The organism is Mycobacterium sp. ITM-2016-00317 (assembly GCF_002968295.1).
In the GTDB taxonomy this organism is placed as follows: domain Bacteria; phylum Actinomycetota; class Actinomycetes; order Mycobacteriales; family Mycobacteriaceae; genus Mycobacterium.
The window spans coordinates 1058095-1084393 of sequence record NZ_CP134399.1 but is presented as its reverse complement, the minus strand read 5'-3'; the positions used below and the strand labels follow the sequence as shown (position 1 = coordinate 1084393).

Below are 26299 nucleotides of genomic sequence, written 5' to 3'. Positions count from 1 at the left end.
GTCGGGTGACACGAGTCCGGGGCCGGATCTGGCGCGATGGTCAACCCACCGACGACTTCCGGTTCTCGGCGATCTCGGAGTGCCTGTGCTCGGACAACACCCTGGTGTGGTGCGACATCTACGACCCCGACCACGAGATCCTGTCGGAGCTGGCCCGGGAACTGAACCTGAACACCTGGGCGGTCGAGGACGCACTCGCCGACGTGGAGCGCACCAAGGCCGTCACCTACCGAACCCACACGTTCTTCACGGCCTACGGCGTGACCGTGAAAGATCCCCCGCCGCAGTCCTACTCCGACTCGGCACTGGAGAAGCACCGGGTCTCGGCCTTCGTGCTGCCGCGCGGCCTGATCACGGTGCGACTGTCGGACCGGTTCGACATCGATGAGGTGTCCCGGCGGTTCGACGAACTCGGCGGCCAGGAGTACGGCGTCGGGTCGCTGGTGCACGGCCTGCTCGACGTGATCGTCGACGGGCACTTCAACGCGGTGCAGGTGCTCGACGACGGGATCGAGGCTCTGGAGGACGTCCTGTTCGACGGTGTTGCACCCGGAAAAGACTTTCAGCACAGGACTTTTCAGCTGCGCAAGGATCTGGTCGCATTGCGCCGGGTGGTCCTGCCGATGCGGGAGGTGGTGTTGGCGATCCAGCATCGCCGATGGGACTCCAACGCCACCGGCGAACTCGATCCGCTCTACGCCGACCTCTACGACCACGTGCAGCGCGCCTCGGAGTGGACCGAGTCGCTGCGCGACATGGTCACCGCGGTGTTCGAGACGAGCCTCTCGCTGCAGGACGCCCGACTGAACACCGTGATGAAGAAGCTCACCGGATGGGCGGCGATCGTCGCCGTGCCGACCGCGATCACCGGTTTCTACGGCCAGAACGTCGACTACCCGGGCATCGACACGTTCGGCGGCTTCATCACCAGCAGCGCGGTGATCGTGGTGTTCGTCGTGCTCCTGTACTGGCTGTTCAGGAAGCGGGACTGGATCTAGCGGCCAGCGTCCCGACCACCGAGCGTCCCGACCGGTACACCACGGAGAAGCCGCCCTCGGCATCGGTCAGCGTCGACGTGTCGAAGTCGCCGCCCCAGCCCCGGTAGGACAGCGTGAAATCGCCTATCCGGCAACTGAATCGGGGCACCTTGTGCCAGGCGGCGGGCTGGCCGGCCGCGGTGAGGCCGGCGACCAGGCCCTGCTGGGCGGCGTCGCGCCAGTGCTCGGAGACCACCGGGCGGGCGGCCGCCACGTTGTAGGCGATCGTGACATCGCCTGCGGCATAGACGTTGTGGGCCGAGGTGCGCATGTGTTCGTCGGCGACCACCCGGCCCTGCCGAGTGGCCAGCCCCGCACCGGTGGCCAGCCGGATGTCGGGGCGGACACCGGTGGCGGCGACGACGACGTCGCCGTCGACCCTGTTCCCCGGCGTCAGCGTCACGCCGGTGTCGTCGACCGCGGCCACCGTCGTCGACAGCAGCACCCGCACCCCGGCGTCGGAGAGCATCTCGGCGACCCGCTTGCCAACCTCGACCCCGAACCGGCGTTGCAGCGGCGCCGATTCGGGCACCACCAGGGTGGTGGCCGCCCCCAGCGCGGCCAGCTGGGACGCGGCCTCGCACCCCACTAGCCCGCCGCCGATCACCACCGCGCTCTCGGCGTACCGGGCCGCCATCTTCAGCGCGACGGCGTCGGCGAGGGAACGCAACCGCTGCGCGCAGTGCCCACCGGGCACGGTCAACGGCACCGCGGTCGAGCCGGGCGCCAGCACCAGATGCCAGTACGGGTAGCGCGCACCCCCGGCGGTGACCACCTCCTGGGCGTCGACGTCGATGTGCTCGGCGGTGATGCCCAGCACCAGGTCGATGTCGTGGCGGCGGAACCAGCCGGCGCTGTGCAGGTCCAGGTCGGGGTGGCCGCCGCCGAGGAACTCCTTGCTCAGCGGCGGCTTCGCGTACGGCAGCGCCGGGTCCGCCGACAGGATGCGCACGGGAATACGGGGATGCCTGCGGCGGAAGGTCTCGGCCGCGCTGACGCCCGCGGGTCCACTTCCGATGGCCAGGAATCCGGGTGCCACCATGGGCAGCGGATACCCGCAGGCCTGCGGTCCAATCCGGGCCTGCGCGCGTGCGGGGTCGTCGTGGGTGTCGGGGAGCTGTCGTAGTCTGACCGCACGATGGGGTTGCACCTGCACCGGGCCGAGCGCACCGACCTGTTGGCCGACGGCCTGGGTGCGATGCTGGCCGATCCACCGGCCGATCCGTTCGCCGAGGATCTCGTGCTGGTGTCCGCACGGGGCACCGAACGCTGGCTCAGCCAGCGGCTCTCCCACGTCCTCGGCCGCGGCACCGGCCAGGACGGGATCTGCGCGGGCGTCACGTTCCGGCACCCACGCTCGCTGATCGCGGAGCTGACCGGCACCGACAAGGACGACCCGTGGTCACCCGAGGCGATGGTGTGGCCGCTGCTGACCGTCATCGACAACTGTGTCGGCGAACCGTGGTGCGCCACGCTGGCCGGCCACCTCGGCCACTTCGCCGACGGCGAGGAGAGGTCGCTGCGGCAGGGCAGGCGCTATGCCGTGGCGCGCCGCCTCGCCGGGCTGTTCGACTCCTATGCCAGGCAGCGTCCGCACCTGCTGATCGACTGGATCGACGGCCGCGACGGCGACCTCGACGACGACCTGCTGTGGCAGCCGAAGCTCTACCGCGCACTGCTGGCCGCCGTTGACGCCGACCCGCCGCACCACCGCCACGCGGCCGCCGTGGCCCGGCTCCGGGAGGGGCCGTGCGCGTTGCCGGAGCGGCTGTCTCTGTTCGGCCACACCCGGCTGCCGGTCACCGAGATCGAACTGCTCGACGCGCTGAGCACCCATCACGAGCTGCACCTGTGGCTGCCGCACCCCAGCGCCCGGCTGTGGAACGCCCTCGGCGACGTCCGCGGCGTGGTGCGCCGCCGCGCGGACACCTCCCACCGGGAGGTCGGCCATCCGCTGCTGGCCACGCTGGGCCGCGACCTGCGCGAGTTGCAGCGCGCGCTGCCGACCGGGGCGCAGACCGACGAGAGCCTCGGCCCGGTCGAGCGCCCCGACAGCCTGCTGGGCTGGCTGCAGTCCGACATCGGCGCCGATTCGGTTCGCCCACAAGGCCGTACCCCCGACCCCGGGGACCGGTCGGTGCAGGTCCACAGCTGCCACGGCGCGGCCCGGCAGGTGGACGTGCTGCGTGAGGTGCTGCTGGGTCTGCTCGCCGACGATCCCACGCTGGAACCGCGCGACATCCTGGTGATGTGTCCCGACATCGAGACCTACGCGCCGTTGATCGTCGCCGGATTCGGCCTCGGCGACGTCGTCACCGGCGCCCATCCCGCGCACCGGTTGCGCGTCAAGCTCGCCGACCGGGCCCTGACCCAGACCAACCCGCTGCTGGGGGTGGCCCGGCAACTGCTCGGATTGGCCGGGGGGCGGGCCACCGCCGGTGAGGTGCTCAACCTCGCCGAGGCCGCGCCGGTCCGGTCCCGGTTCGGGTTCTCCGACGACGACCTCGACACGATGGGCGACTGGGTGCGCGAGTCGAACATCCGCTGGGGCTTCGACCGGGACCACCGCCACCCCTACGGCGTCGACTTCCTGCAAAACACCTGGCGGTTCGGTATCGACCGGGTGCTGGCCGGGGTGGCGATGTCCGAGGATTCCCGAGCCTGGCTGGACACCACGCTGCCGCTGGACGACGTGGGCAGCAATCGGGTCGAGCTCGCCTGGCTGGCCGAATACGTCGACCGCTTGCACCGCACGGTCGAATCACTCTCGGGCGCAGCGCCGGTGAGCACCTGGGTGCAGCGGCTCTTCGACGGCCTGGACGCGCTGACCGCGGTGTCGGATGCCGACCTGTGGCAGGTCAGCCAGGTGCAGCGTGAGCTCAACGACATCCTGGCCGCCGCGGGCACGCATGCAGGCACCGAGTTGCGGCTGTCCGACGTCAAGGCGCTGCTCGACCGCCATCTCGCGGGCCTGGCCGACCCGGGCCAACTTCCGCACCGGCACGCTGACCGTCTGCACCATGGTGCCGATGCGTTCGGTCCCGCACCGGGTGGTCTGCCTGGTCGGCCTCGACGACGGCGTGTTCCCTCGGATCGGCGTGGTCGACGGCGACGACGCGCTGGCGCGCGACCCGAGGACCGGTGAGCGCGACATCCGTTCCGAGGACCGGCAACTGCTGCTCGATGCGATCGGCTCGGCCACCGAGAAGCTGGTGATCACCTATACCGGCGCCAACGAGGTCAGCGGTCAGCGGATGCCGCCCGCGGTGCCGGTCGTCGAACTGCTCGACACCCTCGACGTCACCACCGCGGTCCCGGTCCGCGACCGGGTGCTCGTCGAGCATCCGTTGCAGCCGTTCGACATCGACAACGTCACGCCCGGGAAGCTCGGCATGCCTGCGGGGCAGCCGTTCACGTTCGACCCGACCACGCTGACCGCCGCGCGGGTGGCGGCCGGGCACCGCGACCCGCGGCCCGGCCTGCTCGGCGCGCCGCTGCCCGCCCCGGCGCCTGCCGACGTCGCGCTCGACGAGCTGATCGGCTTCTTCAAGGATCCGGTGAAGGGTTTCTTCCGGGCGCTGGACTACACGCTGCCGTGGGACGTCGACGCGATCGACGACGCGATGCCGGTGGAGATCGACGCGCTGGCGGAGTGGAAGATCGGCGACCGCATGCTCGAGGACATGCTGCGCGGGATGACCGCGGCCCAAGCGCAGCAGGCCGAATGGCGCCGCGGCTCGTTGCCGCCGGGGCGGCTCGGCTGGCGCAAGGCGCAGCAGATCGCGGCCCGGTCGGGTGCGCTGGCGGCGGTGGCGCAGCGGCACCGCGGCCCCGACCCGCGGGCCGTCGACGTCGACGTCCCGATCGCACCGGCGCGGCGGGTCGCCGGCACGGTACCGAGGTTGTACGGCGACCGGCTGGTGGCCGTGACGTACTCGAAGCTCGACGGCAGGCACCTGCTGGAGTCGTGGATTCGTCTGGTGGCGTTGACCGCTCACCATCCCGGGACGGAGTGGACCGCGGTGTGCATCGGCCGGGGCGCCCGAGACGGCGACGTCCGGCAACGGCTGCTGGGCCCGCCGGACTCGGCCGCCGAGGTGCTGGCCGACCTGGTCGCGATGTACGACGCGGGCCGCCGCGCGCCGATCCCGTTGCCGCCCAAGACGTCCTATGCCTGGGCCGAGACGGAGCACCGCCGGGGTGCGCCCAGCCGCGAGGCAGGCTGGAAGTGGAAGTCGGGCCGCTACCCGGGCGAGGATCAGGATCGCGCCCACGTCAGGGTGTGGGGCCCGCACTTCCCGCTGTCCGGTCTGGTCGAGGCAGGCCTGCCCGACTACGCCGCGCGGTTGTGGTCGCCGATGCTGCGCGCCGAGAGGAACCCCGAGTGACGGAGCCGTTCGACCTGCTCGGCCCGCTTCCGGCGGCGAAGACCACCACCGTGCTGGAGGCCAGCGCGGGCACCGGCAAGACGTTCGCGCTCGCCGGTCTGGTCACCCGGTATGTCGCCGAGGGTGTGGCCACCCTGGACCAGATGCTGCTCATCACGTTCGGCCGCGCCGCCAGCCAGGAGCTTCGCGAACGGGTGCGCGCACAGATCGTGGATGCGGTAAGGGCTTTCGACGATCCGGACGGCGCGACGGGCAACGAGATCATCGCGCATCTGCTCGACGGCACCGCCGAGGAACTGGTCGAGCGCAGACAGCGGCTGCGTGACGCGCTGGCCGGTTTCGACGCCGCGACCATCGCGACCACCCACCAGTTCTGTCAGCTGGTGTTGCGCTCGCTCGGCGTGGCCGGGGACACCGACTCCGGGGTCGAGCTGGTCGACAGCCTCGACGACCTGGTGACCGAGATCGTCGACGACCTGTACCTCGCCCATTTCGGCCAGCAGCGCGACGAGCCGCTGCTGACCTACGACGCCGCGCTGAACCTGGCCCGCGAGGTGGTGCGCAACGCGCACACCGAGTTACGGCCCGCCGACCCCGCTCCCGGCTTCGACCCGCATGTGCGGGTGCAGTTCGCCCAGGCGGTGTGCGCCGAGCTGGAGACCCGCAAGCGCCGGCTCGGCATCCTGCACTACGACGACCTGCTGTCCCGGTTGGCCGACGCGCTGGAGTCGCCGGACTCGGCGGCCAGGGCGCGGATGCGGCAGCGCTGGTCGATCGTGATGGTCGACGAGTTCCAGGACACCGACCCGGTGCAGTGGCAGGTGATCGACCGCGCGTTCAGCGGGCACTGCACGGTGATCCTGATCGGCGACCCGAAGCAGGCGATCTATGCGTTCCGCGGCGGCGACATCGTCACCTACCTGCACGCCGCGTCGACCGCCGGTGAGCAGAAGACGCTGGCCACCAACTACCGCAGCGACGGTCCGCTGGTCGACAGCCTGCAGGCGGTGATGCGCGGTGCCCGGCTCGGCGACCCGCGCATCGTGGTGCACCCGGTCGAGGCCCACCACCGCACGCACCGGTTGCAGGGCGCGCCGCACAACGCGCCGTTCCGGCTCCGGGTGGTCCGCCGGGACCAGTTCGGCACCCGCCCCGACAAGCCCATCCCGATCGACAGGCTGCGCAGGCACATCCCGACGGACCTCGCCGCCGACGTCTCGTCGCTGCTCGCCGGCGGGGCGACGTTCTGCGACCGGCCGCTGCAGCCCGGCGACGTCGCGGTGATCGTGGAGAGCCACCGCGACGGCCACGCCTGTTTCGACGCACTCACCACCGCAGGTATCCCGGCGGTCTACACCGGGGACTCCGATGTGTTCTCCTCCCCCGCCGCCGACGACTGGCTGTGCCTGCTGGAGGCGTTCGACCAGCCGCACCGGTCCGGCCTGGTGCGCGCCGCGGCCACCACGATGTTCTTCGGCGAGACCGCCGAGACGCTGGCCGCGCACGACGACACGCTGACCGACCGGATCGCCGAGACTCTGCGTCAGTGGGCCGATTTCGCACGGGACCGCGGCGTGGCGGCGGTGTTCGAGGCCGCGCAGCTGGGCGGTATGGGTGAGCGGGTGCTGTCCTGGGTGGACGGCGAGCGGCACATGACCGACCTGGCGCACCTGACCCAGATCCTGCACGCCACCGCCCACCGCGAGCACTTCGGCCTGCCCGCGCTGCGGGACTGGCTGCGCACCCAGCGCGAGGAACGCAACGGTGCGGTCGAACGCAACCGCCGGCTCGACAGCGACGCGGCGGCGGTGCAGATCATGACGGTGTGGGTGAGCAAGGGACTGCAGTTCCCGGTGGTGTACCTGCCGTTCGCGTTCAACCGCAACATCCAGACCCGCGACGTGGTGACGTTCCACGACGGGGACGTCCGCTGCCTGCACATCGGCGGCGAGCTCAGCCCCGATCACGCCGCCGCCCAGGCGCAGGGCCGGCGCGAGGCCGCCGGCGACGACGTCCGGCTCACCTATGTCGCGTTGACGCGCGCACAGTCCCAGGTGGTCGCGTGGTGGGCGCCGTCCAACGACGAACCCAACGGCGGACTGTCCCGGCTGCTGCGCGGGCGCCGCCCCGGCCAGGACGTGGTGCCGGATCGCTGTGACCCGCCCCGGATCGACGACGCCGACGCGATGGCGCTGCTGCGCGCGTGGTCCGACGCGGGCGGCCCCGCCCTCGAGGAGTCGGTCATCGCCCCGCCACGTGCGGTCGAACTGCCCGCTCCGCCCGAGGATCTGGACGTCCGGCACTTCCACCGGCGCATCGACACGTCGTGGCGGCGGACGTCGTACTCGGGCCTCATCCGCGCCGCCGAATCCGACGAGAGCGGCGGGGTGAGCAGCGAACCGGAGGTCGTCGAGCTGGACGACGAGGCCGGCGAGGTCCCGGTCCACGAGTCCCCCGCGGCCGGCGAGCAGGTGCCGTCCCCGATGGCCGACCTGCCGATGGGCGCCAAGTTCGGCACGCTGGTGCACGCGGTGCTGGAGACCGCCGACCCGTTCGCCGCCGACCTGGCCGCCGAACTGGAGACGGCGATCGCCGAGCATTCGGTGTGGTGGCCGGTCGACGTGCCGCCGGCCGAGTTGGCGGCCGCGCTGGTGCCGATGCACGACACTCCGCTGGGACCGCTGGCCCCCGGCGTGACGCTGCGCGACATCGGGCTGCGGGACCGGTTGCGGGAGATGGAGTTCGAGTTTCCGCTGGCCGGCGGCGACCGGCGGGCCGACGCGCCGCCGATCTCGCTGGCCGATGTCGGCCGGCTGCTGGCCCGGCATCTGCCCGCACACGACCCGCTGGCCCGCTACGCCGAACGGCTGACCGGCAGCGCGCTGGCCGGGCAGTCGCTGAAGGGCTACCTCAACGGCTCGCTGGACGCGGTGCTGCGGGTCGGCGGCCGGTACCTGGTCGTCGACTACAAGACCAACTGGCTCGGCGATCCGGCCCGCCCGCTGACGGCCGCCGACTACACCCCGGCCCGGCTGACCGAGGCGATGCTGCATTCGGACTATCCGCTCCAGGCGCTGCTGTATTGCGTTGTGCTGCACAGGTTTCTGCGCTGGCGGCAACCCGGCTACCAGCCCGGCGAGCATCTGGGCGGCGTGCTGTACCTGTTCGTGCGCGGCATGTGCGGCCCGGACACCCCGGTGATCGACGGCCATCCCGCGGGCGTCTTCAGCTGGCAGCCCCCGGCCGCGCTGATCGAGGCGCTGTCGGACCTGCTGGACGCGGGTGCGGCGGCATGAGCATCGACGCGTTCGCCGAGCTGTTCGAGCCCGCGGATCTGCATGTGGCACAACGGTTGACCGCACTGGGGAAAGACGACGACCACCGGGTGGCGCTGGCCGTCGCGTTCGCGGTGCGCGCGCTGCGCGGCGGGTCGGTGTGCGTCGACCTCTCCACCGTCGCCGCCACGGCCGGCATGCCGGAGCTGCCATGGCCGTCGCCGGAGCAGTGGTCGGCGGCGGTGCGGGCCAGCCCGCTGGCCGAGGAGCAGGTGCTGCGCCTGCACGGTGACCTGCTCTATCTCGACCGCTACTGGCGGGAGGAACAGCAGGTGTGCGACGACGTGCTGGCCCTGCTGGCCGCGCCGCCGCGCCATCCGGTCCCGGGGGTCGGGCGGCTGTTCCCCGACGGCTGGGAGGAGCAGCGCGACGCGGCGGAAGTCGCTCTGCGGCAGTCACTGACGGTGCTCACCGGCGGGCCCGGCACCGGCAAGACCACGACCGTGGCGCGGCTGCTGGCCGCGATCGCCGAGCAGGCCGAGATCGCGGGCGGCGCGCCGCCGCGGATGGCGCTGGCCGCACCCACCGGCAAGGCGGCCGCCCGGTTGCAGGACGCGGTCGCCGACGAGGTGGGCCGACTCGACCCGGTCGACCGGACCCGGCTGGCGGGGCTGCGGGCCACCACGCTGCACCGGCTGCTGGGCAGCAGGCCGGGGACGTCGTCGCGGTTCCGTCATCACCGCGACAACCGTCTGCCGCACGACGTGATCGTCGTCGACGAGACCTCGATGGTGTCGCTGACGATGATGGCCCGGCTGCTGGAGGCGGTGCGCCCCGATGCGCGGCTGCTGTTCGTCGGTGATCCCGACCAGCTGGCCTCGGTCGACGCCGGCGCCGTGCTGGCCGACCTGGTGGAGGGCCTGGGCGACGCGGGGGTCGTCGAGCTCACCACCCCGCACCGCTACGGCGCGGCGATCGGCGCGCTGGCCCAGGCGATCCGCGCCGGGGACGCCGACGCCGCGGTGCAGTTGCTCGGGGCCGGCGGGGACGCGGTCGGGTGGCTGGACACCGGCGATCCGTCCGCCGTGCTGCGCGCGCCGCTGACCGCGCGGGCCGAGGCGCTGCGCCGGGCCGCGCTGCTGGGCGACGGGCCCGCCGCACTGGACGTGCTGGACGGTCACCGGCTGCTGTGCGCGCACCGGCGCGGGCCGTTCGGGGTGGCGCACTGGAACCGTCAGGTCGAGCGCTGGCTGGCCGAGGCGACGGGCCAGCCGGTGTGGGCGCAGTGGTATCCGGGGCGGCCGCTGCTGGTGACCGCCAACGACTACGGGCTGGGCGTGTACAACGGCGACACGGGCGTGGTGGTGGCCTCCCCGGACGGGCTGCGCGCCCACGTCGGCGCGCAGCGGTTCGCGCCCGGCCGGCTCGGCGAGGTCGACACGATGTTCGCGATGACCATCCACAAGAGCCAGGGCAGCCAGGCCGACGAGGTCACCGTGCTGTTGCCGCCGCCGGATTCGCGGCTGCTGACCCGCGAGCTGTTCTACACCGCGGTCACCCGCGCCAAGAAGCGCGTGCAGGTGGTCGGGACCGAGGACGCCGTGCGCGCGGCGATCGGCCGGCGCGCCACCCGCGCCTCGGGCCTGGCCCAGCGCCTGCGCACCCGCCCCTGACCGCCGACCAGACCCCCGCCGAAATCGCATTCCACGCGGCCTGTTCTCGACTTTTCGCGACGCAGATGCAATCTCGGCAGGTGACGGTGTGCTGAACCCGCCGCCGCGCAGGTACCGATCGTCACCGAAGAGTCGCTATTTTGTCGGTGAGCCGATCAGGGCTCGGAGCCAACCGGAAGAGATCGTTGACATATGCGAGTTGACGGGCGGGACGTCGCTGTCTCGGGCAGCCTTCTGCAACCGTTGACCCGCCGGACCAACGACATCGTGCGGTTGGCGGTGTCGGGGGTGTTCCTCGTCGTGGTGGTCACCAGCTCGCTGATCACCCGATATGAGTGGGAGGCGCTGGAGCGGTCGATCTCCGAGATCGTCGGCGTGCTCAGCCCCGCACAGTCCAACACCGTCTATCTGATCTACGGCGTCACGATCCTGGCGTTGCCGTTCATCATCCTGATCGGGCTGATCGTGTCGAGGCAGTGGAAGCTGCTCGGCGCGTATGCCGCGGCGGGGCTCATCGCGATCCTGGCGCTGTCGATCACCGGCAACGGCATCGCGGCCCCGCGGTGGCATCTGGACCTCAGCGAACGCCTCGACACCGTGCTGTCGCAGTTCCTCGACGACCCGCGCTGGATCGCGATGCTGGCCGCGGTGCTGACGGTCTCGGGGCCGTGGCTGCCCGGCCGGTGGCGGCGCTGGTGGTGGGCACTGCTGCTGGCGTTCGTCCCGATCCATCTGGTGGTCAGCGCCGTCGTCCCGGCCCGCTCGCTGCTCGGCCTGGCGGTCGGGTGGTTCGTCGGCGCGCTGGTGGTGCTGGTGGTCGGGACACCCGCGCTCGAGGTGCCGCTGGACGGGGCGGTCCGCGCGATGGCCCGCCGCGGTTTCCCGGCCACGACGCTGAAGGTGGTGCGCCCGGCCGGGCAGGGTCCGCTGGTGCTCGACGCGACCGAGGCGGCGACCGGCGCCGACGCCGAACCGGGGACCGCGATCGTCGAGCTGTACGGCCCGCACCAACGCGGCGGCGGCTTCCTGCGCCAGTTCTGGGGCAAGCTGCGGCTGCGCGACAGCGAGACCGCGCCGCTGCAGACCTCGATGCGCCGCGCGGTCGAACACCGTGCGCTGATGGCGCTGGCCATCGGCAACCTCGGGATGGCCAACACCTCCCCGATCGCGGTGGCGACACTGGAACGCGGCTGGACGGTGTACGCGCACAAGCCGGCCCGGGGCACCCCGCTCGAGGACTGCGCCGGCGCCACCCCGGTCGCCCGCGTGTGGGACTCGCTGGGCGTGCTGCACAGCCAGCAGATCTCGCACGGAGACCTGCGCTGCAAGTCGATCACGGTGGTCGACGGCACCCCACAGTTCGGCGGCTTCACCCACGCCGAGTACGGCGCGTCGGACGCGCACCTGCACACCGACATCGCGCAGCTGCTGCTGACCACCTCGCATCTGTACGGCGTCGACAAGGCCGTCGCCGCGGCGATCACCGTGTTCGGCTTCGAGCAGGTGCTCGCGGCGTCGCGGCGGCTGACCAAGACCGCGCTGCCCAAACGCGTGCGGCAGTCGGTGCCCGAAGCGGGCACGGTGATGTCGGCGGTCCGCGACGAGGTGAAGAACCAGACCGGCGCCGAGCAGATCAAGACCGCGACGATCACCCGGTTCACCCGCAACCAGCTGATCCAGATGGTGCTGCTGGTCGCGCTGGTCTACGTCGCGTACCCGTTCATCAGCTCGGTGCCGGTGTTCTTCGCCGAGCTGCGGTCGGCCAACTGGTGGTGGGCGCTGGCCGGGTTGGGGGTCTCGGCGCTGAAGTACCTGGGTGCGGCGGCAGCGCTGTGGGCGTGCGCCGACCGGCTGGTCAGTTTCCGCAACCTGACCATCATGCAGGTGGCCAACACGTTCGCCGCGACGACGACGCCCGCCGGGGTGGGCGGGCTCGCGCTGAGCACCCGGTTCCTGCAGAAGGGCGGACTGGGCGCGCTGCGGGCCACCACGGCGGTGGCGCTGCAGCAGTCGGTCCAGGTGATCACCCACATCACGCTGCTGATCTTCTTCAGCACACTGGTGGGCGTCTCGGCGGACCTGTCGCGGTTCGTGCCGGGCGCGACGGTGCTGTATCTGATCGCCGGTGCCGCGCTCGGCGCGGTCGGGATCTTCCTGTTCGTGCCCAAGCTGCGGCACTGGCTCGCCACCGCGGTGCGGCCGCGGCTGCAGGAGGTGGTCAACGACCTGGTGGCGCTGGCCCGCGAACCCGCCGGCTGGCGCTGATCGTGATCGGTTGCGCGGCAACCACACTCGGCGGCGCGCTGGCGCTGTGGGCGAGCATCGAGGCGTTCGGCGGTGACGCCAGCTTCGTCACCGTCACGATCGTCACGATGATCGGCGGGACGCTGGCGTCGGCGGCCCCCACCCCCGGCGGCGTCGGCGCGGTCGAGGCCGCACTGATCGGCGGGCTGGCCGCCTTCGGGGTGCCTGCCGGCGTCGCGGTGCCCGCGGTGCTGCTCTACCGGATTCTGACGTGCTGGCTACCGGTGTTCATCGGCTGGCCGATCATGCGCTGGCTCACCCGCAGGGACATGATCTAGACGACGGTTGCACGGCCACCTCCGAGCAGACAGCATCGTGGGATGGCGCGGGGATCAGAGGCAGCACAGACCCAGCGGGCCGTCGAGGATTCCGAGTTCGCCGGACTGGCCCACGCCCACGGCCGCGCCGACATCCTGGCCGCCCTGCACACCACACCGGAGGGTCTGGATTCCGCCGACGCGGCGGCCCGGCTCGCCGCCACCGGTCCCAATCGGCTCCCCGAGCCGCCGCGGCGCTCGCCGCTGAAACGCTTCCTGGCGCAGTTCAACAACGTGCTGATCTACGTGCTGATCGCGGCCGCCGTCCTGAAGGCCATCCTGGGCGACTGGATCGACGCCGCGGTGATCGGCGCGGTCGCGGTGATCAACAGCGTCGTCGGCTATCTGCAGGAGGGCAAGGCGGAGCAGGCGCTCGACAGCATCCGCGCGATGCTGTCGGTGTCGGCCCGGGTGCGCCGCGACGGGCGTTGGGTCGACGTGGACGCCGAGACGCTGGTGCCCGGCGACGTGGTGCGCATCGGGTCCGGAGACCGCATCCCGGCTGATCTGCGCCTGCTCGAGGTGAACAACCTGCAGGTGGAGGAATCGGCGTTGACCGGTGAGTCGGTGCCGGCGGCCAAGAACGTCACCCGCGTCGACTTCGACGCCGGAATCGGCGACCGCACGTCGATGGTGTATTCCGGGACCATCGTGGCGGCAGGCACCGGCGTCGGGGTGGTCACCGCGACCGGCACGGCCACCGAGATCGGGCGCATCCAGACGCTGATCACCGAGGTCGAGACCATCGACACCCCGCTGACCCGCAAACTGGCGCAGTTCGGCAGGCAGCTGTCGGTGCTGATCCTGGTGATGGCAGCGGTGATGTTGGTGGTGGGCCGGCTGCGCTACCAGTTCTCCATCGAGGAGCTGATCTCCGCGGCCATCGGGTTCGCGGTGGCGGCCATCCCGGAGGGCCTGCCCGCGGTGGTCACGGTGACGCTGGCGCTGGGCGTGCAGCAGATGGCGCGCCGCCGCGCGATCACCCGCAAGCTGCCCGCGGTCGAGGCACTCGGATCGGTCACCGTGATCTGCTCGGACAAGACCGGCACCCTGACCCAGAACGAGATGACGGTGCGCAGCGTGGTCACCGCCCGGCACCGCTACGCCGTCACCGGCGCCGGCTACGCCCCCGACGGCAACCTCGAACTCGACGGCGTCGCCGCGAGGCTGGCCGACCACCCGGACCTGACCGAGGTGGTCGTCACGATGGCGCTGTGCAACGACGCCCGGCTCACCGAGACCGACGGCCGCTGGCAGCTGGTCGGCGAACCCACCGAGGGCGCGCTGCGCGCGCTGGCCCGCAAAGCGGGGGTGGACGCGCCGATGAACCGGATCGCCGAGATCCCGTTCGAGTCGGCGCACAAGTTCATGGTCACCCTCGACGAGGCGCCCGACGGCGCGCGGTGGCTGCACGTCAAGGGCGCCCCGGACCGTCTGCTGGACCGCTCGGCCACCCAGCTGCGCGCCGGGGTGGCCGAACCGCTGGACCGCGACTTCTGGGACGGCTGGGTGGACACGCTCAGCGGTCAGGGGCTCCGCGTCCTCGCCGCGGCCCGGCGCCCGGCGGGCACCGGGGACGAGATCGCGTTCGACGACGTCGATTCCGGCCTGGAGTTCCTCGGCCTGGCCGGGATCGTCGATCCGCCCCGCCCCGAGGCGGTCGACGCGATCGCCAACTGCCACAGCGCCGGCATCCGGGTGAAGATGATCACCGGCGACCACGTCGGCACCGCGCGGGCGATCGCCCGGGAGATGGGCATCGTCGACCGGCCGGACCCGCCCGCGCTGACCGGGTCCGACCTGCAGGCGATGAGTCAGCCGCGGCTGCGCGAGGTGGTCGGCGAGGTCGACATCTATGCCCGCACCAGCCCGGAGCACAAGCTGCGCATCGTCAGCGCGCTGCAGGCCGAAGGCAACGTCGTCGCGATGACCGGCGACGGTGTCAACGACGCTCCGGCGCTGACCCGGGCCGACATCGGGGTGGCGATGGGCATCAAGGGCACCGAGGCGACCAAGGAGGCCGCCGGGATCGTGCTGGCCGACGACAACTTCGCCACGATCGAGAAGGCGGTGGAAGAGGGCAGGCGGATCTACGACAACATCCGCAAGTCGGTGCTTTTCCTGTTGCCCGCCAACGGTTCCCAGTCGTTGGTCATTCTCGTCGCGGTCCTGTTCGGCTTCGCGCTGCCGCTGCAGCCGGTGCAGATCCTGTGGGTCAACCTGGTGACCGGGGTGACGCTGGCGCTGGCGCTGGTGTTCGAGGACGCCGAGGAGGGGTTGATGAACCGGCCCCCGCGGCCGGCCGAGCAGCCGGTGGTGCGACTGGCCGACGTGTCGATGATCGCTCTGGTGTCGGTGCTGGTGGCCGGCGCCGCGCTGGCGCTGTTCTTCCTCGGCCGTACCGGGGGCTATCCGCAGGCGGTGGCCCAGACCGCCGCGGTGAACATGCTGGCCATGGGCCAGTTCGCGTATCTGTTCAACTGCCGGTTCCTGACCGGGTCGAGCCTGCGCAGGTCCGCGTTGCGGGGCAACCCGTGGGTGTGGCGGACGGGCGCGGCGCTGCTGGTGCTGCAGCTGCTGTTCATCTACACGCCGCTACTGAACTCGTGGTTCCATTCCGCGCCGATCGGCTGGGAGAGCTGGGCGGTGGCGCTGGGCTTCTCGGTGCTGATCTTCCTGGTCGTGGAGGTCGCCAAGGCCGTCGGGCGCCGCCTCGGCTACTGACCGGCGCGGCCGTCCTTCGGTTCACCGTGACGCAAACCCGTGAACGTCGCCGTGGCAGCGGGCAGGATCCCGCGGTGACCTGTGCCCGGCGCTGCGCGCGCTGCGACACGGGATGCATTACCCGCAACACGTCTTAGGAGCACGAATGAGCCTGCAACTGCACTGGTTTCTCCCGACCTACGGAGACAGCCGGCTGATCGTCGGGGGCGGGCACGGCACGCCGGCCGGATCGGCCAGCGGTGACCGGGATGCGTCCATCGACTACCTCGGCTCGATCGTGCGCGCTGCCGAGACGTTCGGTTTCACCGGGGCGCTCATCCCGACCGGCGCGTGGTGCGAGGACGCGTTCATCACCGCCGCGCTGCTGGCCAGGGAGACGACGTCGCTGGCGTTCCTGGTGGCGTTCCGGCCGGGATTGGTCAGCCCGACGCTGTCCGCGCAGATGGCGGCCACGTTCGCCCGGCACGCACCCGGGCGCCTGCTGCTCAACGTGGTGGTCGGCGGCGAGGCGCACGAACAGCGCGCGTTCGGGGACCACCTCGACAAGGACGGCCGCTACGCGCGCGCCGACGAGTTCCTCGACGTGGTCCGCCGGCTGTGGGACGGGCAGACGGTGACGCACGCGGGCGAGCACATCCAGATCGAGGAGGCCGCGATTCCGACGCTGCCGGATCCGGTGCCGCCGTTGTACTTCGGCGGCAGCTCGGCCGCGGCCGGCCCGGTGGCAGCGCGGCATGCCGACGTATATCTGACCTGGGGTGAGCCGCCTGCTGCGGTGGCCGAGAAGATCGAGTGGATCCGGCGGCTCGCGGCCAAGCAGGGCAGGCAGATCAGGTTCGGCATCAGGTTGCACGTGATCACCCGCGACACCGCAGGCGAAGCCTGGACGCAGGCCGACAAGCTGATCGGCGCACTGGACGAGGAGACCGTGCGCAACGCGCAGGCGGGTCTGGGCCGCAGCGAGTCCGAGGGACAGAAGCGCATGCTGGCCCTGCACGAGGCGCACCGCGCCGAGGGCAGCTGGCACGACGCACGCTCGCTGGAGATCGCGCCGAACCTGTGGGCCGGCGTCGGCCTCGTCCGCGGCGGCGCGGGCACCGCGCTGGTGGGCAGCCACACCGAGGTCGCCGACCGCATCGCCGAGTACGCCGAGGCGGGGATCGACGAGTTCATCTTCTCGGGCTACCCGCACCTGGAGGAGCTGTTCTGGTTCGGCGAGGGCGTGGTGCCGATCTTGCGCGAGCGTGGCCTGTTCACCCGGGATGTGAAAAGCACTGCCGCGGCGTCGATTCCGTTCATCGGCGCGGCCCGGTGACATTGGACGCCGCAACTTTCGACGGCGTGCTGGCCGACGCGGCACGGCTGGCCGAGGATTTCGCGGCCGAGGCCGATGTCCGGGACGCCGAACGACTGCTGCCCCACGACCAGGTCAAAGCGCTCAAGGAATCCGGCCTGCTGGCGCTGTCGGTGCCGCGGCATCTGGGCGGGGTCGACGCACCCGCGGAGGTGCTGGCCGAGGTTTTCCGGTCGCTGGCCCACGCCGACCCGTCGCTGGCTCAGATCCCGCACTCGCACTTCGTGTTCCTGGAGGCGCTACGCCTGCAGGGCACCGCGGACCAGCAGGCGTACTTCTACGAGCAGGTGCGGGCCGGGGCGCTGCTGGCCAACGCGCAGTCCGAACGCGGACCGCACACCGTCGACGTGGACACCACCACGCTGAGCCGGCGGGCCGGCGGCGACTACACGCTGTCGGGCCGCAAGTTCTACTCCACCGGGGCGTTGTTCGCCGACTGGGTGGTCGTGCGCGCCTCGCTGTCCGACGGATCCGGCGCCGCCCCGACAGCCTCGACGCCCAAGGCGCTGGCGTTCGTGCGGCGCGACGCCGACGGGGTCGAGGTCGTCGACGACTGGGACGGCATGGGGCAGCGCACCACCGCGTCGGGCACCGTGACCCTCACCGACGTCGCGGTGCCCGCCGAGCACGTGGTCCCGTTCTCGCCGATCTTCTCGGTGCCGACGACCTACGGGGCGCGCGCCCAGTTGTGGCACGCCGCGATCGACGTCGGCATCGCCACCGGGGCGCTGGCGGCCGGGGTGCGTCAGATCGCGCGGGCCCGTCCCCATTTCGAGGCGGCGGTCGCCACGGCGGCCGAGGATCCGACGCTGCTCACCGTCGCCGGTGAGCTGACGGTCACGGTGCGCGGCGCGCAGGCGTTGCTGGCCGACGCGGCCCGGCAGGTGGACGCGGCGAGCGCCGACCTCACCGAAGAGACGGCCGCGGCGGCGTCGATTGCGGTGGCGGTGGCGAAGGTGGCCGCGGCGCGGGCGGCGCTGGCGGCGGCCGACGTGTTGTTCGAGCTGGTGGTACCAGGAGCGCGTCGGCGTCGGCGAACCTGTCGCGGCACTGGCGGGACGCGCGGACGCACACGCTGCACGATCCGACGCGGTGGAAGCTGCAGCACATCGGCAGGTACACCGTGTCAGGGATCAGGCCACCCCGACACGGGCAGCTCTGAGGCGTTCGTCAGCAGGCGACGCCGGCGAACACCGCGCCGGTGACCAGCGCGATCACCAACGCGATCGTCGGCATGCCGCTGAACAGCGCGACCACCACGCCCGCGGTCGCCGCGATCAGGAGCAACACCATCAACAGCGCGACCGCCCAGTTGACCGAGCCGGACGCATGCGCAACGCGGTGCGACTCGACAGCCTGCGGGACCATTGCGCCCTCGCCGATACCGACCATGTCCACCCCTTCTGTGATGACGCACACAATATAGCTCACCGATGACGCATGTCACAGCAATGGCACCGATCTTGTGACCTGACCGTCAAATTCCAAAGCCCCACTAACAGAACTGATTAGCGCCACTAACGGCACATCCGGCTGCGGTAGGTTGGTCCGCGGTGAGGTGTGCAGGGCTGGCCGCACTGGCGGTCGCGACAGCGGTACTGGTGCAGTGCGCGCCCGCGGACGACGCCCCCACCCCGTCGGTACAGGCGTCCAGCACGCCTTCCCCGGCCGCCGCGCCGCTGCCCGCGGAGACCGTCCGCACCGTCACGCCGGCCGCGCCCCGGCCGCGCCCGGCCGAGGTGCACACGGTGACCGCCGCCGACCTCGGGACGACGTGGCGGCCGGGCTGCCCACTGGAGCCCAAGGAGTTGCGCCGAATCGAGTTGGACCACTGGGGTTTCGACGGCCAGACCCACCGCGGGCGGCTCATGGTGCACCGCGAGCTGACCGACGAGGTGATCGAGGTCTTCGCCGAACTGCACCGGCTGCGTTACCCGATCGAGAAGATGGACACCGCCGACCGCTACCCCGGCGCCGACGACGAGCTGTCGATGCGCGACAACAACACCTCGGCGTTCAACTGCCGCGACATCCCGGGCACCGGCAACTGGTCGCTGCACGCCTACGGCCGCGCGGTCGACGTGAACCCGCGACTCAACCCGTACATCGACCGGCGCGGCGACTTCCAGCCCGCCAACGCCGGACCGTGGGTGGACCGCACCCGCACCGATGCCGGGATGCTGCACGACGGCGACCCGGCGGTGCGCGCGTTCACCGACCGCGGGTGGCGCTGGGGCGGGCACTGGCGCACCCCGTTCGATTACCAGCACTTCGAGATCGGCTGACCCACCGGGCCGGGCGGACCGGCCTGTGCAATACGTGAACCCTCGCCGGGCGTATTACGTGTCGTAGGTCTAGATGCCCTCGTGGTTGGAGACTCCGCTGCTTCCCAGAATCGCCTCTCTCGCGCTCGCCGCTCCGCGACGCGTACTGCTCGCCGCGGCGTTGCTGACCGCCGTGCTGGCGGTGTTCGGGGTGCCGGTCGCCAAAAGCCTGTCGCCGAGCGGTTTCTCCGATCCCGGCTCCCAATCCGCCCAGGCGTCGGCGCTTCTCACCGAGAAGTTCGGCCAGGGCGACGTCCAGATGCTGATCGTGGTGTCCTCCCCGGCCGGGGTGGACAGCCCGCGGGTGCGCGACGCCGGCCTGGACGTCGTGCGGCGGCTGGACACCGATCCGCACGTGACCGACGTGTCGTCGCCGTGGACCTCGCCGCCGGCTGCGGCCGCCGACCTGGTCAGCCGGGACCGCACCGCCGGCCTGGTGGTCGCGGGCATCAACGGCGACGAGGCCCAACAGCAGACCTACGCCGCGCAGCTGTCGAAGGACCTCACCCGCGACCGGGACGGCCCCGACGACATCACCGTCACCACCGGCGGCCCCGCGATGGTCAACGTGCAGATCACCGAGCACTCCCAGCGCGACCTGCTGGTGATGGAGTCGCTGGCGATCCCGCTGAGCTTCCTGGTGTTGGTCTGGGTGTTCGGCGGGTTGCCGGCCGCCGCGTTGCCGGTGGCCATCGGCGGCATGGCGATCGTCGGCGCGCTGGCCGTGCTGCGCCTGGTCACGTTCGCCACCGACGTGTCGATCTTCGCGCTGAACCTGGCCACCGCGCTGGGCCTGGCGCTGGCGATCGACTACACCCTGCTGATCCTGTCGCGCTACCGCGACGAGCTCGCCACCGGCGCCGAGCGCCCGGAGGCGATCCGGCGTACCGTCACCGCCGCCGGGCGCACCGTGCTGTTCTCGGCGACCACGGTCGCGCTGTCGATGGCGGTGATGGTGCTGTTCCCGATGCACTTCCTGAAGTCGTTCGCCTACGCCGGGGTGGCGACCGTCGCCTTCGCCGCCGTGGCCGCCGTGGTGGTGACGCCGGCGGCGCTGGCGCTGCTCGGAGACCGGGTCGACGCGCTGGACGTCCGTAAGCTGGCGCGGCGGCTGCTGCACCGGCCCGACCCGCCGCCGGTGCCCGTCGAGCAGCGCTTCTGGTACCGCTGCGCGAAGGCGGTGATGCGCCGCGCGCTGCCGCTGGGACTCGCCGTGGTCACGCTGCTGCTACTACTGGGCACACCGTTCCTCGGGGTCAGATGGGGGTTCCCCGACGAGCGGGTGCTGCCGCCGTCCGCCTCCGCCCACCAGGTCGGCGACCAGTTGCGGAGCGAGTTCGCCGGACCGCGGGCAACGTGGACACCGCGGTGACCGTCGTGCTGCCCGACAGCACGAACGTGAGCACGACCGAGCTGTCGGCCTACGCCGCCGAACTGTCGCGGGTGCCCGACGTGCCCGCCGTCTCCGCGCCGACCGGCACGTTCGTCGACGGCGTCAGGGCGGGGCCGCCGTCGGCGCCGGCGAACGCGACGGCAGCGTGTTCCTGACCGTGGCCAGCGACGCGCCGCTGTTCTCCGACGCCTCCGAGGCCCAGCTCGACCGGCTGCACGCCGTGGCCGGCCCGGACGGGCGCGAGGTGCAGATGACCGGCACCGCCCAGGTCAACCGCGACAGCGTGGACGCGATCACCTCCACGCTGCCGACGGTCCTCGGGCTGATCGCGGTCATCATGTTCGTCCTGCTGTTCCTGCTCACCGGCAGTGTCGTGGTGCCGCTGAAAGCCCTTGTGCTGAACACGCTCTCGCTCTCAGCTGCGTTCGGCGCGCTGGTGTGGATCTTCCAGGAAGGGCACCTGTCGGGCCTGGGCACCACCCCGACGGGCACGCTGGTGGCGAACATGCCGGTGCTGCTGTTCTGCATCGCATTCGGGCTGTCGATGGACTACGAGGTCTTCCTCGTCGCACGCATTCGCGAGTTCTGGCTCAAGACAGGTGATTCCGACGAGGCGGTGGCACTGGGCATCGCCCATACCGGCCGCATCATCACCGCGGCCGCACTGATCATGTCCATCTCGTTCGCCGCGCTGATCGCCGCCAGCGTGTCGTTCATGCGGATGTTCGGCCTCGGCCTCACCCTGGCCGTGCTGGTCGACGCCACCCTGGTGCGGATGGTGCTCGTCCCGGCGTTCATGCGCCTGATGGGCGGACGCAACTGGTGGGCGCCACGGTGGCTCACCCGCGTGCACGCACGCCTCGGCTTCGCCGAGGCGCCCCTTCCCGCCCCCGAAGTCCCCCACCCCGAACGGATCACCTCATGAACAACCAGGCCAGCGTCATCGCCGGGGTGCAGGGCGCACTGCCGCCCCACCACTACTCCCAGGCCGAGATCACCGACCAGTTCGTCGGGCTGCCCGCGTTCGCCGGGTCGGAGGAGGTGGTGCGCGCCCTGCACGAGCACGCCAAAGTGGACACCCGCCACTTCGTGCTCCCGCTGGAGCGCTACCCGGAGCTGGCCGACTTCGGCGAGGCCAACGACCTGTACCTGGAGCACGCCCTCGAGCTGGGATGCGCGGCGCTGACCGCCGCGCTGGACGAGGCCGGGCTGCAACCGGCCGATCTCGACATGATCATGACGACCACGGTCACCGGGGTGGCCGTGCCGTCGCTGGACGCCCGCATCGCCGGGCGGCTCGGTCTGCGCGCCGACGTGCGGCGGATGCCGCTGTTCGGACTGGGTTGTGTGGCCGGGGCGGCGGGCATCGCGCGCATGCACGACTATCTGCGCGGCGCACCCTGCCACATCGCCGCGCTGGTCTCGGTGGAGCTGTGCTCGTTGACCTACCCGGCGGTCGGGCCGACGATGGCAGGCCTGGTCGGCAGCGCGCTGTTCGGTGACGGCGCCGCTGCGGTCATCGCCGCCGGCGCTGGCCGGGCCGCACGGATCGGCGCGACCGGACCCGCGGTGCTCGACTCACGCAGCCGCATGTACCCCGACTCACTGGACACCATGGGGTGGCGGGTCGGCAGTTCGGGCTTCGAACTGATCCTGTCTCCGGACCTGCCCGCGCTGATCGAGACCCACCTCGAGGGCGACGTCGCCGGCTTCCTCGGCGATCACGACCTCACCGTCGACGACATCGCCGCGTGGGTGTCACACCCCGGCGGTCCGAAGGTCATGGAGGCCGTGACCGACACGCTGCACCTGTCCGTCGACGCACTGGAGCTGTCCTGGCGGTCGCTGGCCGAGGTCGGGAACCTGTCCTCGTCGTCGGTGCTGCACATCCTGCGCGACACCAGGGCCAAGGAGCCGCCGGCGGGCAGCGCCGGGCTGCTGATGGCGATGGGGCCTGGCTTCTGCGCCGAGCTCGTGCTGCTGCGGTGGAACTGACGACATGTTCGCCTACACCCTGCTGATCGCCGCGGTCGCGCTCGAACGCGTCGCAGAACTGGTTGTCTCACAACGGAACCTCAGATGGAGCCGGGAACGCGGCGGGGTCGAGTTCGGCGCAGGCCACTATCCGGTGATGGTGGTGCTGCACACCGGGCTGTTGGTGGCCTGCCTGTTCGAGGCCGCGCACCGGGAGTTCGTCCCGGTCCTGGGCTGGTCGATGTTCGCGCTCGTGGTGGCCGCGCAGGGTCTGCGCTGGTGGTGCATCACCACCCTCGGCCACCAGTGGAACACCCGCGTCGTGGTGGTGCCGGGCGCCGGGCGCGTCACCGGCGGGCCGTACCGGTTCCTGTCCCACCCCAACTACGTCGCGGTGGTCGTCGAGGGCATCGCGCTGCCACTGGTGCACAGCGCCTGGATCACGGCGCTGGTGTTCACCACGCTCAACGCCGCCCTGCTGCGCACCCGGATCACGCTGGAGGACAAGGCCTTGCAGTCCCTGACACCGTCACAGCCGGCATGATCGACCTGCTGGTCGCCGGCGGCGGGCCCGCGGGCCTGGCCACCGCGATCCACGCCGCGCGGGCGGGCCTGGACACCGTCGTGGTCGAGAAGCGCACAGGTCCGATCGACAAGGCGTGCGGCGAGGGCCTGATGCCGCACGCCGTGCGCCACCTGGGGCGGCTCGGCGCGCAGCCCGCCGGCAAACCCTTCCACGGGGTCACCTACTTCGACCACCGGCGGTGTGTCACCGCGAGTTTCGGGTCCAGCGCCGGGCTCGGGGTGCGCCGCACCGCGCTGCACGCCGCGCTGCTGGAGGCCGCCGCCGACGCCGGGGTGACCCTGGTGCACGACAAGGTCGGCGCGCTGCGCCAGGACGCGGATTCGGTCACGGTGAACGGGATCCGGGCTCGCTACCTGGCGGCCGCCGACGGGTTGCACTCCCCGATCCGTGCCGGGCTCGGCCTCGAGCGGCCCGCGGCCGGGGACCGGCGCTGGGGCCTCAAGCGTCACGTCGCCATCGCGCCGTGGAGCGACTGCGTCGAGGTGTACTGGTCACGTGATCCCGGCGCCGGGGAAGCGTATGTGACCCCGGTGGCCGACGACTGTGTCGGGATCGCGATCCTGACCTCCCGGCAGGGCCGTTTCGAGAACCACCTGGACGCGTTTCCCGCGCTGCGGCAACGCCTCGCGGGTCTGCCGCACGAGCCCGACCGGGCCGCCGGACCGCTGCGTCAGCGGGTGCGCAGCCGGGTCGCGGGCCGGGTGCTGCTGGTCGGCGACGCGGCCGGCTACGTCGACGCGCTCACCGGCGAAGGCCTGGGCTTGGCGTTCGCCGCGGCCCGGCTGCTGGTGGACAGCGTGCTGGCCGACCGGCCCGACGGCTACGAGCACCAGTGGCGCCACGCCACCCGCCGCTACCGGCTGTTGACCGCCGCGGTGCTGCGGGCCGGTACGTCACCGCTGCGCTCACTCATCGTGCCCGCCGCCGGCGGACTCCCGCGGGTGTTCACCGGCGTGGTGAACATGCTCGCCGACTAGCAGAGCGTCGTCGTGGGCCACCGAGATCCTGTTGCGTCCCTGGGATTTCGCCGCGTAGAGCGCCTTGTCGGCACGGTCGAGCAGCTCGCTGACCGCGGCGTCGGGGTCTGCGCCGCCGAACCGGACCTCGTCGCGCGGCGCCACCGTCGCGACGCCGATGCTGACGGTGACCACGCCCGACGGTGAGGCGGGGTGGGTGATGGACAGCGCGCGGATCGCCGAGGCCAGTCCGGTCGCGAACGTGTACGGGTCGTCGCACCCGGCCAGCACCACCGCGAACTCCTCGCCGCCGTAGCGGGTCGCCACACAGGTCCTGGGATCGGCGAGGTGGGCCAGGACCTCGCCGACCTCGCGCAGGCAGACGTCGCCGGCCTGGTGGCCGAACTGGTCGTTGTAGGCCTTGAAGTGGTCGACGTCGATGAACAGCGCGGTCAGTGGTTCGTCGGATTCCAGTGCGTGCAGCCAGATCTCGCGGGCCCGCCGGGCCATGCCGCGCCGGTTGGCCAACCCGGTGAGCGGGTCGGAGTTCGCCATGTCGGTCAGCGACTCCTGCGCCTCGCGCTCCAGCGTGACGTCGCGCAGCACGGCCGCCGACAGGCCTTTGGCGGCGCGCCGGGTGTGCATCACGAACCAGCACCACGAGCCGTCGCGGGCCTTGATCCGGAACGGCTGCGACGCCCCGGTGCCCGGGGCCAGCCAGTGGTCGGCGAGCAGATGCAGATCGTCGGGGTGTACCTCGGCCTGCCACTGACGCCGGCTGATACGGCCGGGCGGCAGGTTCAGGTTGCTGTGCCCGGTGAACGCGTGGTGCAGCACATCCCCGCGCGCGTCGACGACGATCACCAGGTCTCCGGTGAGGTCGGCGACCAGGTCGTAGACCTCGTGGCTGGCGCGGTCCAGCGCGGTCAGCCGGTTGCGTTCCTCCAGCGCCGCGGCCACCAGCACCACCATCGCGTAGCCGGTCAGCAGGAACACCTGGGTGTGGATCATCGCCTCGGTCGAATCGGACGCCGTCGCCGCGAACGGCCCCATCCCGGCGAACGTGGCGCTCAGCAGGATCACCGCGCCGACGGCCATCTGCCAGAACGCCGCCGCGATTCCGAACTCGATGAGCACCAGCAGCGCGGGCACCGCGGTCAGGAACATCAGCACGAAGTTCGACTCGTAGGCCGCGATGGTGCCCAGCACGACCATCAGAACCGTGAAACCGCCCGTCATGACCACCTGGCGGGCGGTGTGCCTGCGCCAGTACCGCCGCCAGCGCAACAGCACCGGCGCGAGGAACGCGATGCCGACCGCCTCGGCGAGATACCAGATCAGCGCCACGATGCACAGTGACTTCGGGTCGGTGCGGCCCTGCTGGTGCACCAGCACGCTGAACGCCCCGATGGTGCCGGCGAACGCCGGCGCGACGATCACCGCGTACAGCACGAACCGGCGCCAGCTGTGCAGCGAGTCGGTGCGGCCGTGGATCCAGTCCTGGTCGGAGTGCAGCATCGCCGCGGCGAACACCACGGTGCTCAGCGTGGACAGCGCGGCGAGCTCCGGCGGCCGGTTCAGCAGTAGCCAGGCCGGCACGTACTGGAAGAAGGCGAACGTCACCAGGTAGACAGGCCAGTGCCTGCGGCGCGCCAGCAGCAGCGCGACCAGCTGTGGGGCGGCAGCCAGCCACACCACCGTGAAGGTCCGGCCGTCCACCGAAGCCAGCCAGCGGACCAGGGAGGACGCCAGCACCACGGCGGCGGTCCAGCCCACCAGCCCCCACAACGGGGGCAACAGGTCGGCCGCGCGCAGGCGCGCAGCCCACTGCTGCGGGCGGGTCAACCCGCCCGTCAGCGGCACTGCAGGCCCTTCGACATTCAAACAGTCAACCCCGTTAATAATGTCTCGGCAATCCTTTGCCGAAAACGGGGGCGAACGTGTCGTTCACATCCCGGACCCGGATCGGAAACGCGCACGCGACACAATGACGG

The 26299-nt window shown here is 71.6% G+C and carries 12 protein-coding genes and 4 pseudogenes; 13 read left to right on the top strand and 3 right to left on the bottom strand.

Annotated features, from left to right (window positions below; all coding sequences use genetic code 11):
* Positions 1-5: 5 nt before the first annotated feature.
* On the top strand, positions 6-998 hold the full coding sequence (locus C6A87_RS05075; RefSeq protein WP_311116269.1) for a magnesium transporter CorA family protein: 993 nt from the start codon (positions 6-8) through the stop codon (positions 996-998).
* Here the strand turns inward: C6A87_RS05075 and C6A87_RS05070 are convergent.
* Positions 976-2079: an NAD(P)/FAD-dependent oxidoreductase gene (locus C6A87_RS05070; protein ID WP_311116268.1), complete on the bottom strand. Its 1104-nt coding sequence runs from the start codon at positions 2077-2079 to the stop codon at positions 976-978. The genes C6A87_RS05075 and C6A87_RS05070 overlap by 23 nt on opposite strands.
* A gap of 96 nt (positions 2080-2175) precedes the next feature.
* Between C6A87_RS05070 and recC the strand changes: the two are divergent.
* The 7 genes and pseudogenes from recC (at position 2176) to C6A87_RS05035 (ending at position 18234) form a co-directional block, all read left to right on the top strand.
* A pseudogene (recC, locus tag C6A87_RS05065) lies at positions 2176-5425 on the top strand (exodeoxyribonuclease V subunit gamma).
* Positions 5422-8721, top strand: coding sequence for an exodeoxyribonuclease V subunit beta (recB, locus tag C6A87_RS05060; RefSeq protein WP_311116267.1), 3300 nt, complete (start codon positions 5422-5424; stop codon positions 8719-8721). Before recC ends, recB begins: the two are co-directional and overlap by 4 nt.
* Positions 8718-10373 carry an exodeoxyribonuclease V subunit alpha gene (gene recD, locus C6A87_RS05055; RefSeq protein WP_311116266.1) on the top strand — a complete coding sequence of 552 codons (1656 nt, stop codon included), beginning with the start codon at positions 8718-8720 and terminating at the stop codon, positions 10371-10373. The genes recB and recD overlap by 4 nt, the downstream gene beginning before the upstream one ends.
* 192 nt (positions 10374-10565) lie before the next feature.
* Positions 10566-12955, top strand: a pseudogene (locus C6A87_RS05050) (YbhN family protein).
* A gap of 42 nt (positions 12956-12997) precedes the next feature.
* Complete coding sequence (locus tag C6A87_RS05045; RefSeq protein WP_311116265.1) at positions 12998-15718, top strand: cation-transporting P-type ATPase; 2721 nt, start codon at positions 12998-13000, stop codon at positions 15716-15718.
* 145 nt (positions 15719-15863) lie between these two features.
* Positions 15864-17033 (top strand): LLM class flavin-dependent oxidoreductase, encoded by a 1170-nt coding sequence (locus C6A87_RS05040; RefSeq protein ID WP_311116264.1) that lies wholly within the window; start codon positions 15864-15866, stop codon positions 17031-17033.
* Positions 17030-18234: pseudogene (locus C6A87_RS05035) on the top strand (SfnB family sulfur acquisition oxidoreductase). The gene C6A87_RS05040 and the pseudogene C6A87_RS05035 overlap by 4 nt, the downstream one beginning before the upstream one ends.
* A gap of 8 nt (positions 18235-18242) precedes the next feature.
* On the opposite strand, the gene C6A87_RS05030 reads toward C6A87_RS05035, so the two are convergent.
* Complete coding sequence (locus C6A87_RS05030) at positions 18243-18503, bottom strand: hypothetical protein (RefSeq protein ID WP_311116263.1); 261 nt, start codon at positions 18501-18503, stop codon at positions 18243-18245.
* Between the two features lie 122 nt (positions 18504-18625).
* Here C6A87_RS05030 and C6A87_RS05025 point away from each other — a divergent pair, with 122 nt between their 5' ends.
* From C6A87_RS05025 to C6A87_RS05005, 5 genes and pseudogenes are all read left to right on the top strand, one after another.
* On the top strand, positions 18626-19357 hold the full coding sequence (locus tag C6A87_RS05025) for a M15 family metallopeptidase (RefSeq protein ID WP_311116262.1): 732 nt from the start codon (positions 18626-18628) through the stop codon (positions 19355-19357).
* Positions 19358-19430: 73 nt separating this feature from the next.
* A pseudogene (locus C6A87_RS05020) lies at positions 19431-21714 on the top strand (MMPL family transporter).
* Positions 21711-22784, top strand: coding sequence for a 3-oxoacyl-[acyl-carrier-protein] synthase III C-terminal domain-containing protein (locus C6A87_RS05015; RefSeq protein ID WP_311116261.1), 1074 nt, complete (start codon positions 21711-21713; stop codon positions 22782-22784). Before C6A87_RS05020 ends, C6A87_RS05015 begins: the two are co-directional and overlap by 4 nt.
* A gap of 4 nt (positions 22785-22788) precedes the next feature.
* The gene (locus C6A87_RS05010) at positions 22789-23307 is read left to right on the top strand and encodes an isoprenylcysteine carboxyl methyltransferase family protein (protein ID WP_311116260.1); all 519 of its coding nucleotides are present in this window, start codon (positions 22789-22791) and stop codon (positions 23305-23307) included.
* A complete protein-coding gene (locus tag C6A87_RS05005) occupies positions 23304-24326 on the top strand; it encodes an NAD(P)/FAD-dependent oxidoreductase (protein WP_311116259.1) in 1023 nt (340 codons plus the stop codon). Before C6A87_RS05010 ends, C6A87_RS05005 begins: the two co-directional genes overlap by 4 nt.
* Here the strand turns inward: C6A87_RS05005 and C6A87_RS05000 are convergent.
* Positions 24255-26168, bottom strand: coding sequence for a diguanylate cyclase (locus C6A87_RS05000; protein ID WP_311116258.1), 1914 nt, complete (start codon positions 26166-26168; stop codon positions 24255-24257). The genes C6A87_RS05005 and C6A87_RS05000 overlap by 72 nt on opposite strands.
* Between the last annotated feature and the right edge of the window lie 131 nt (positions 26169-26299).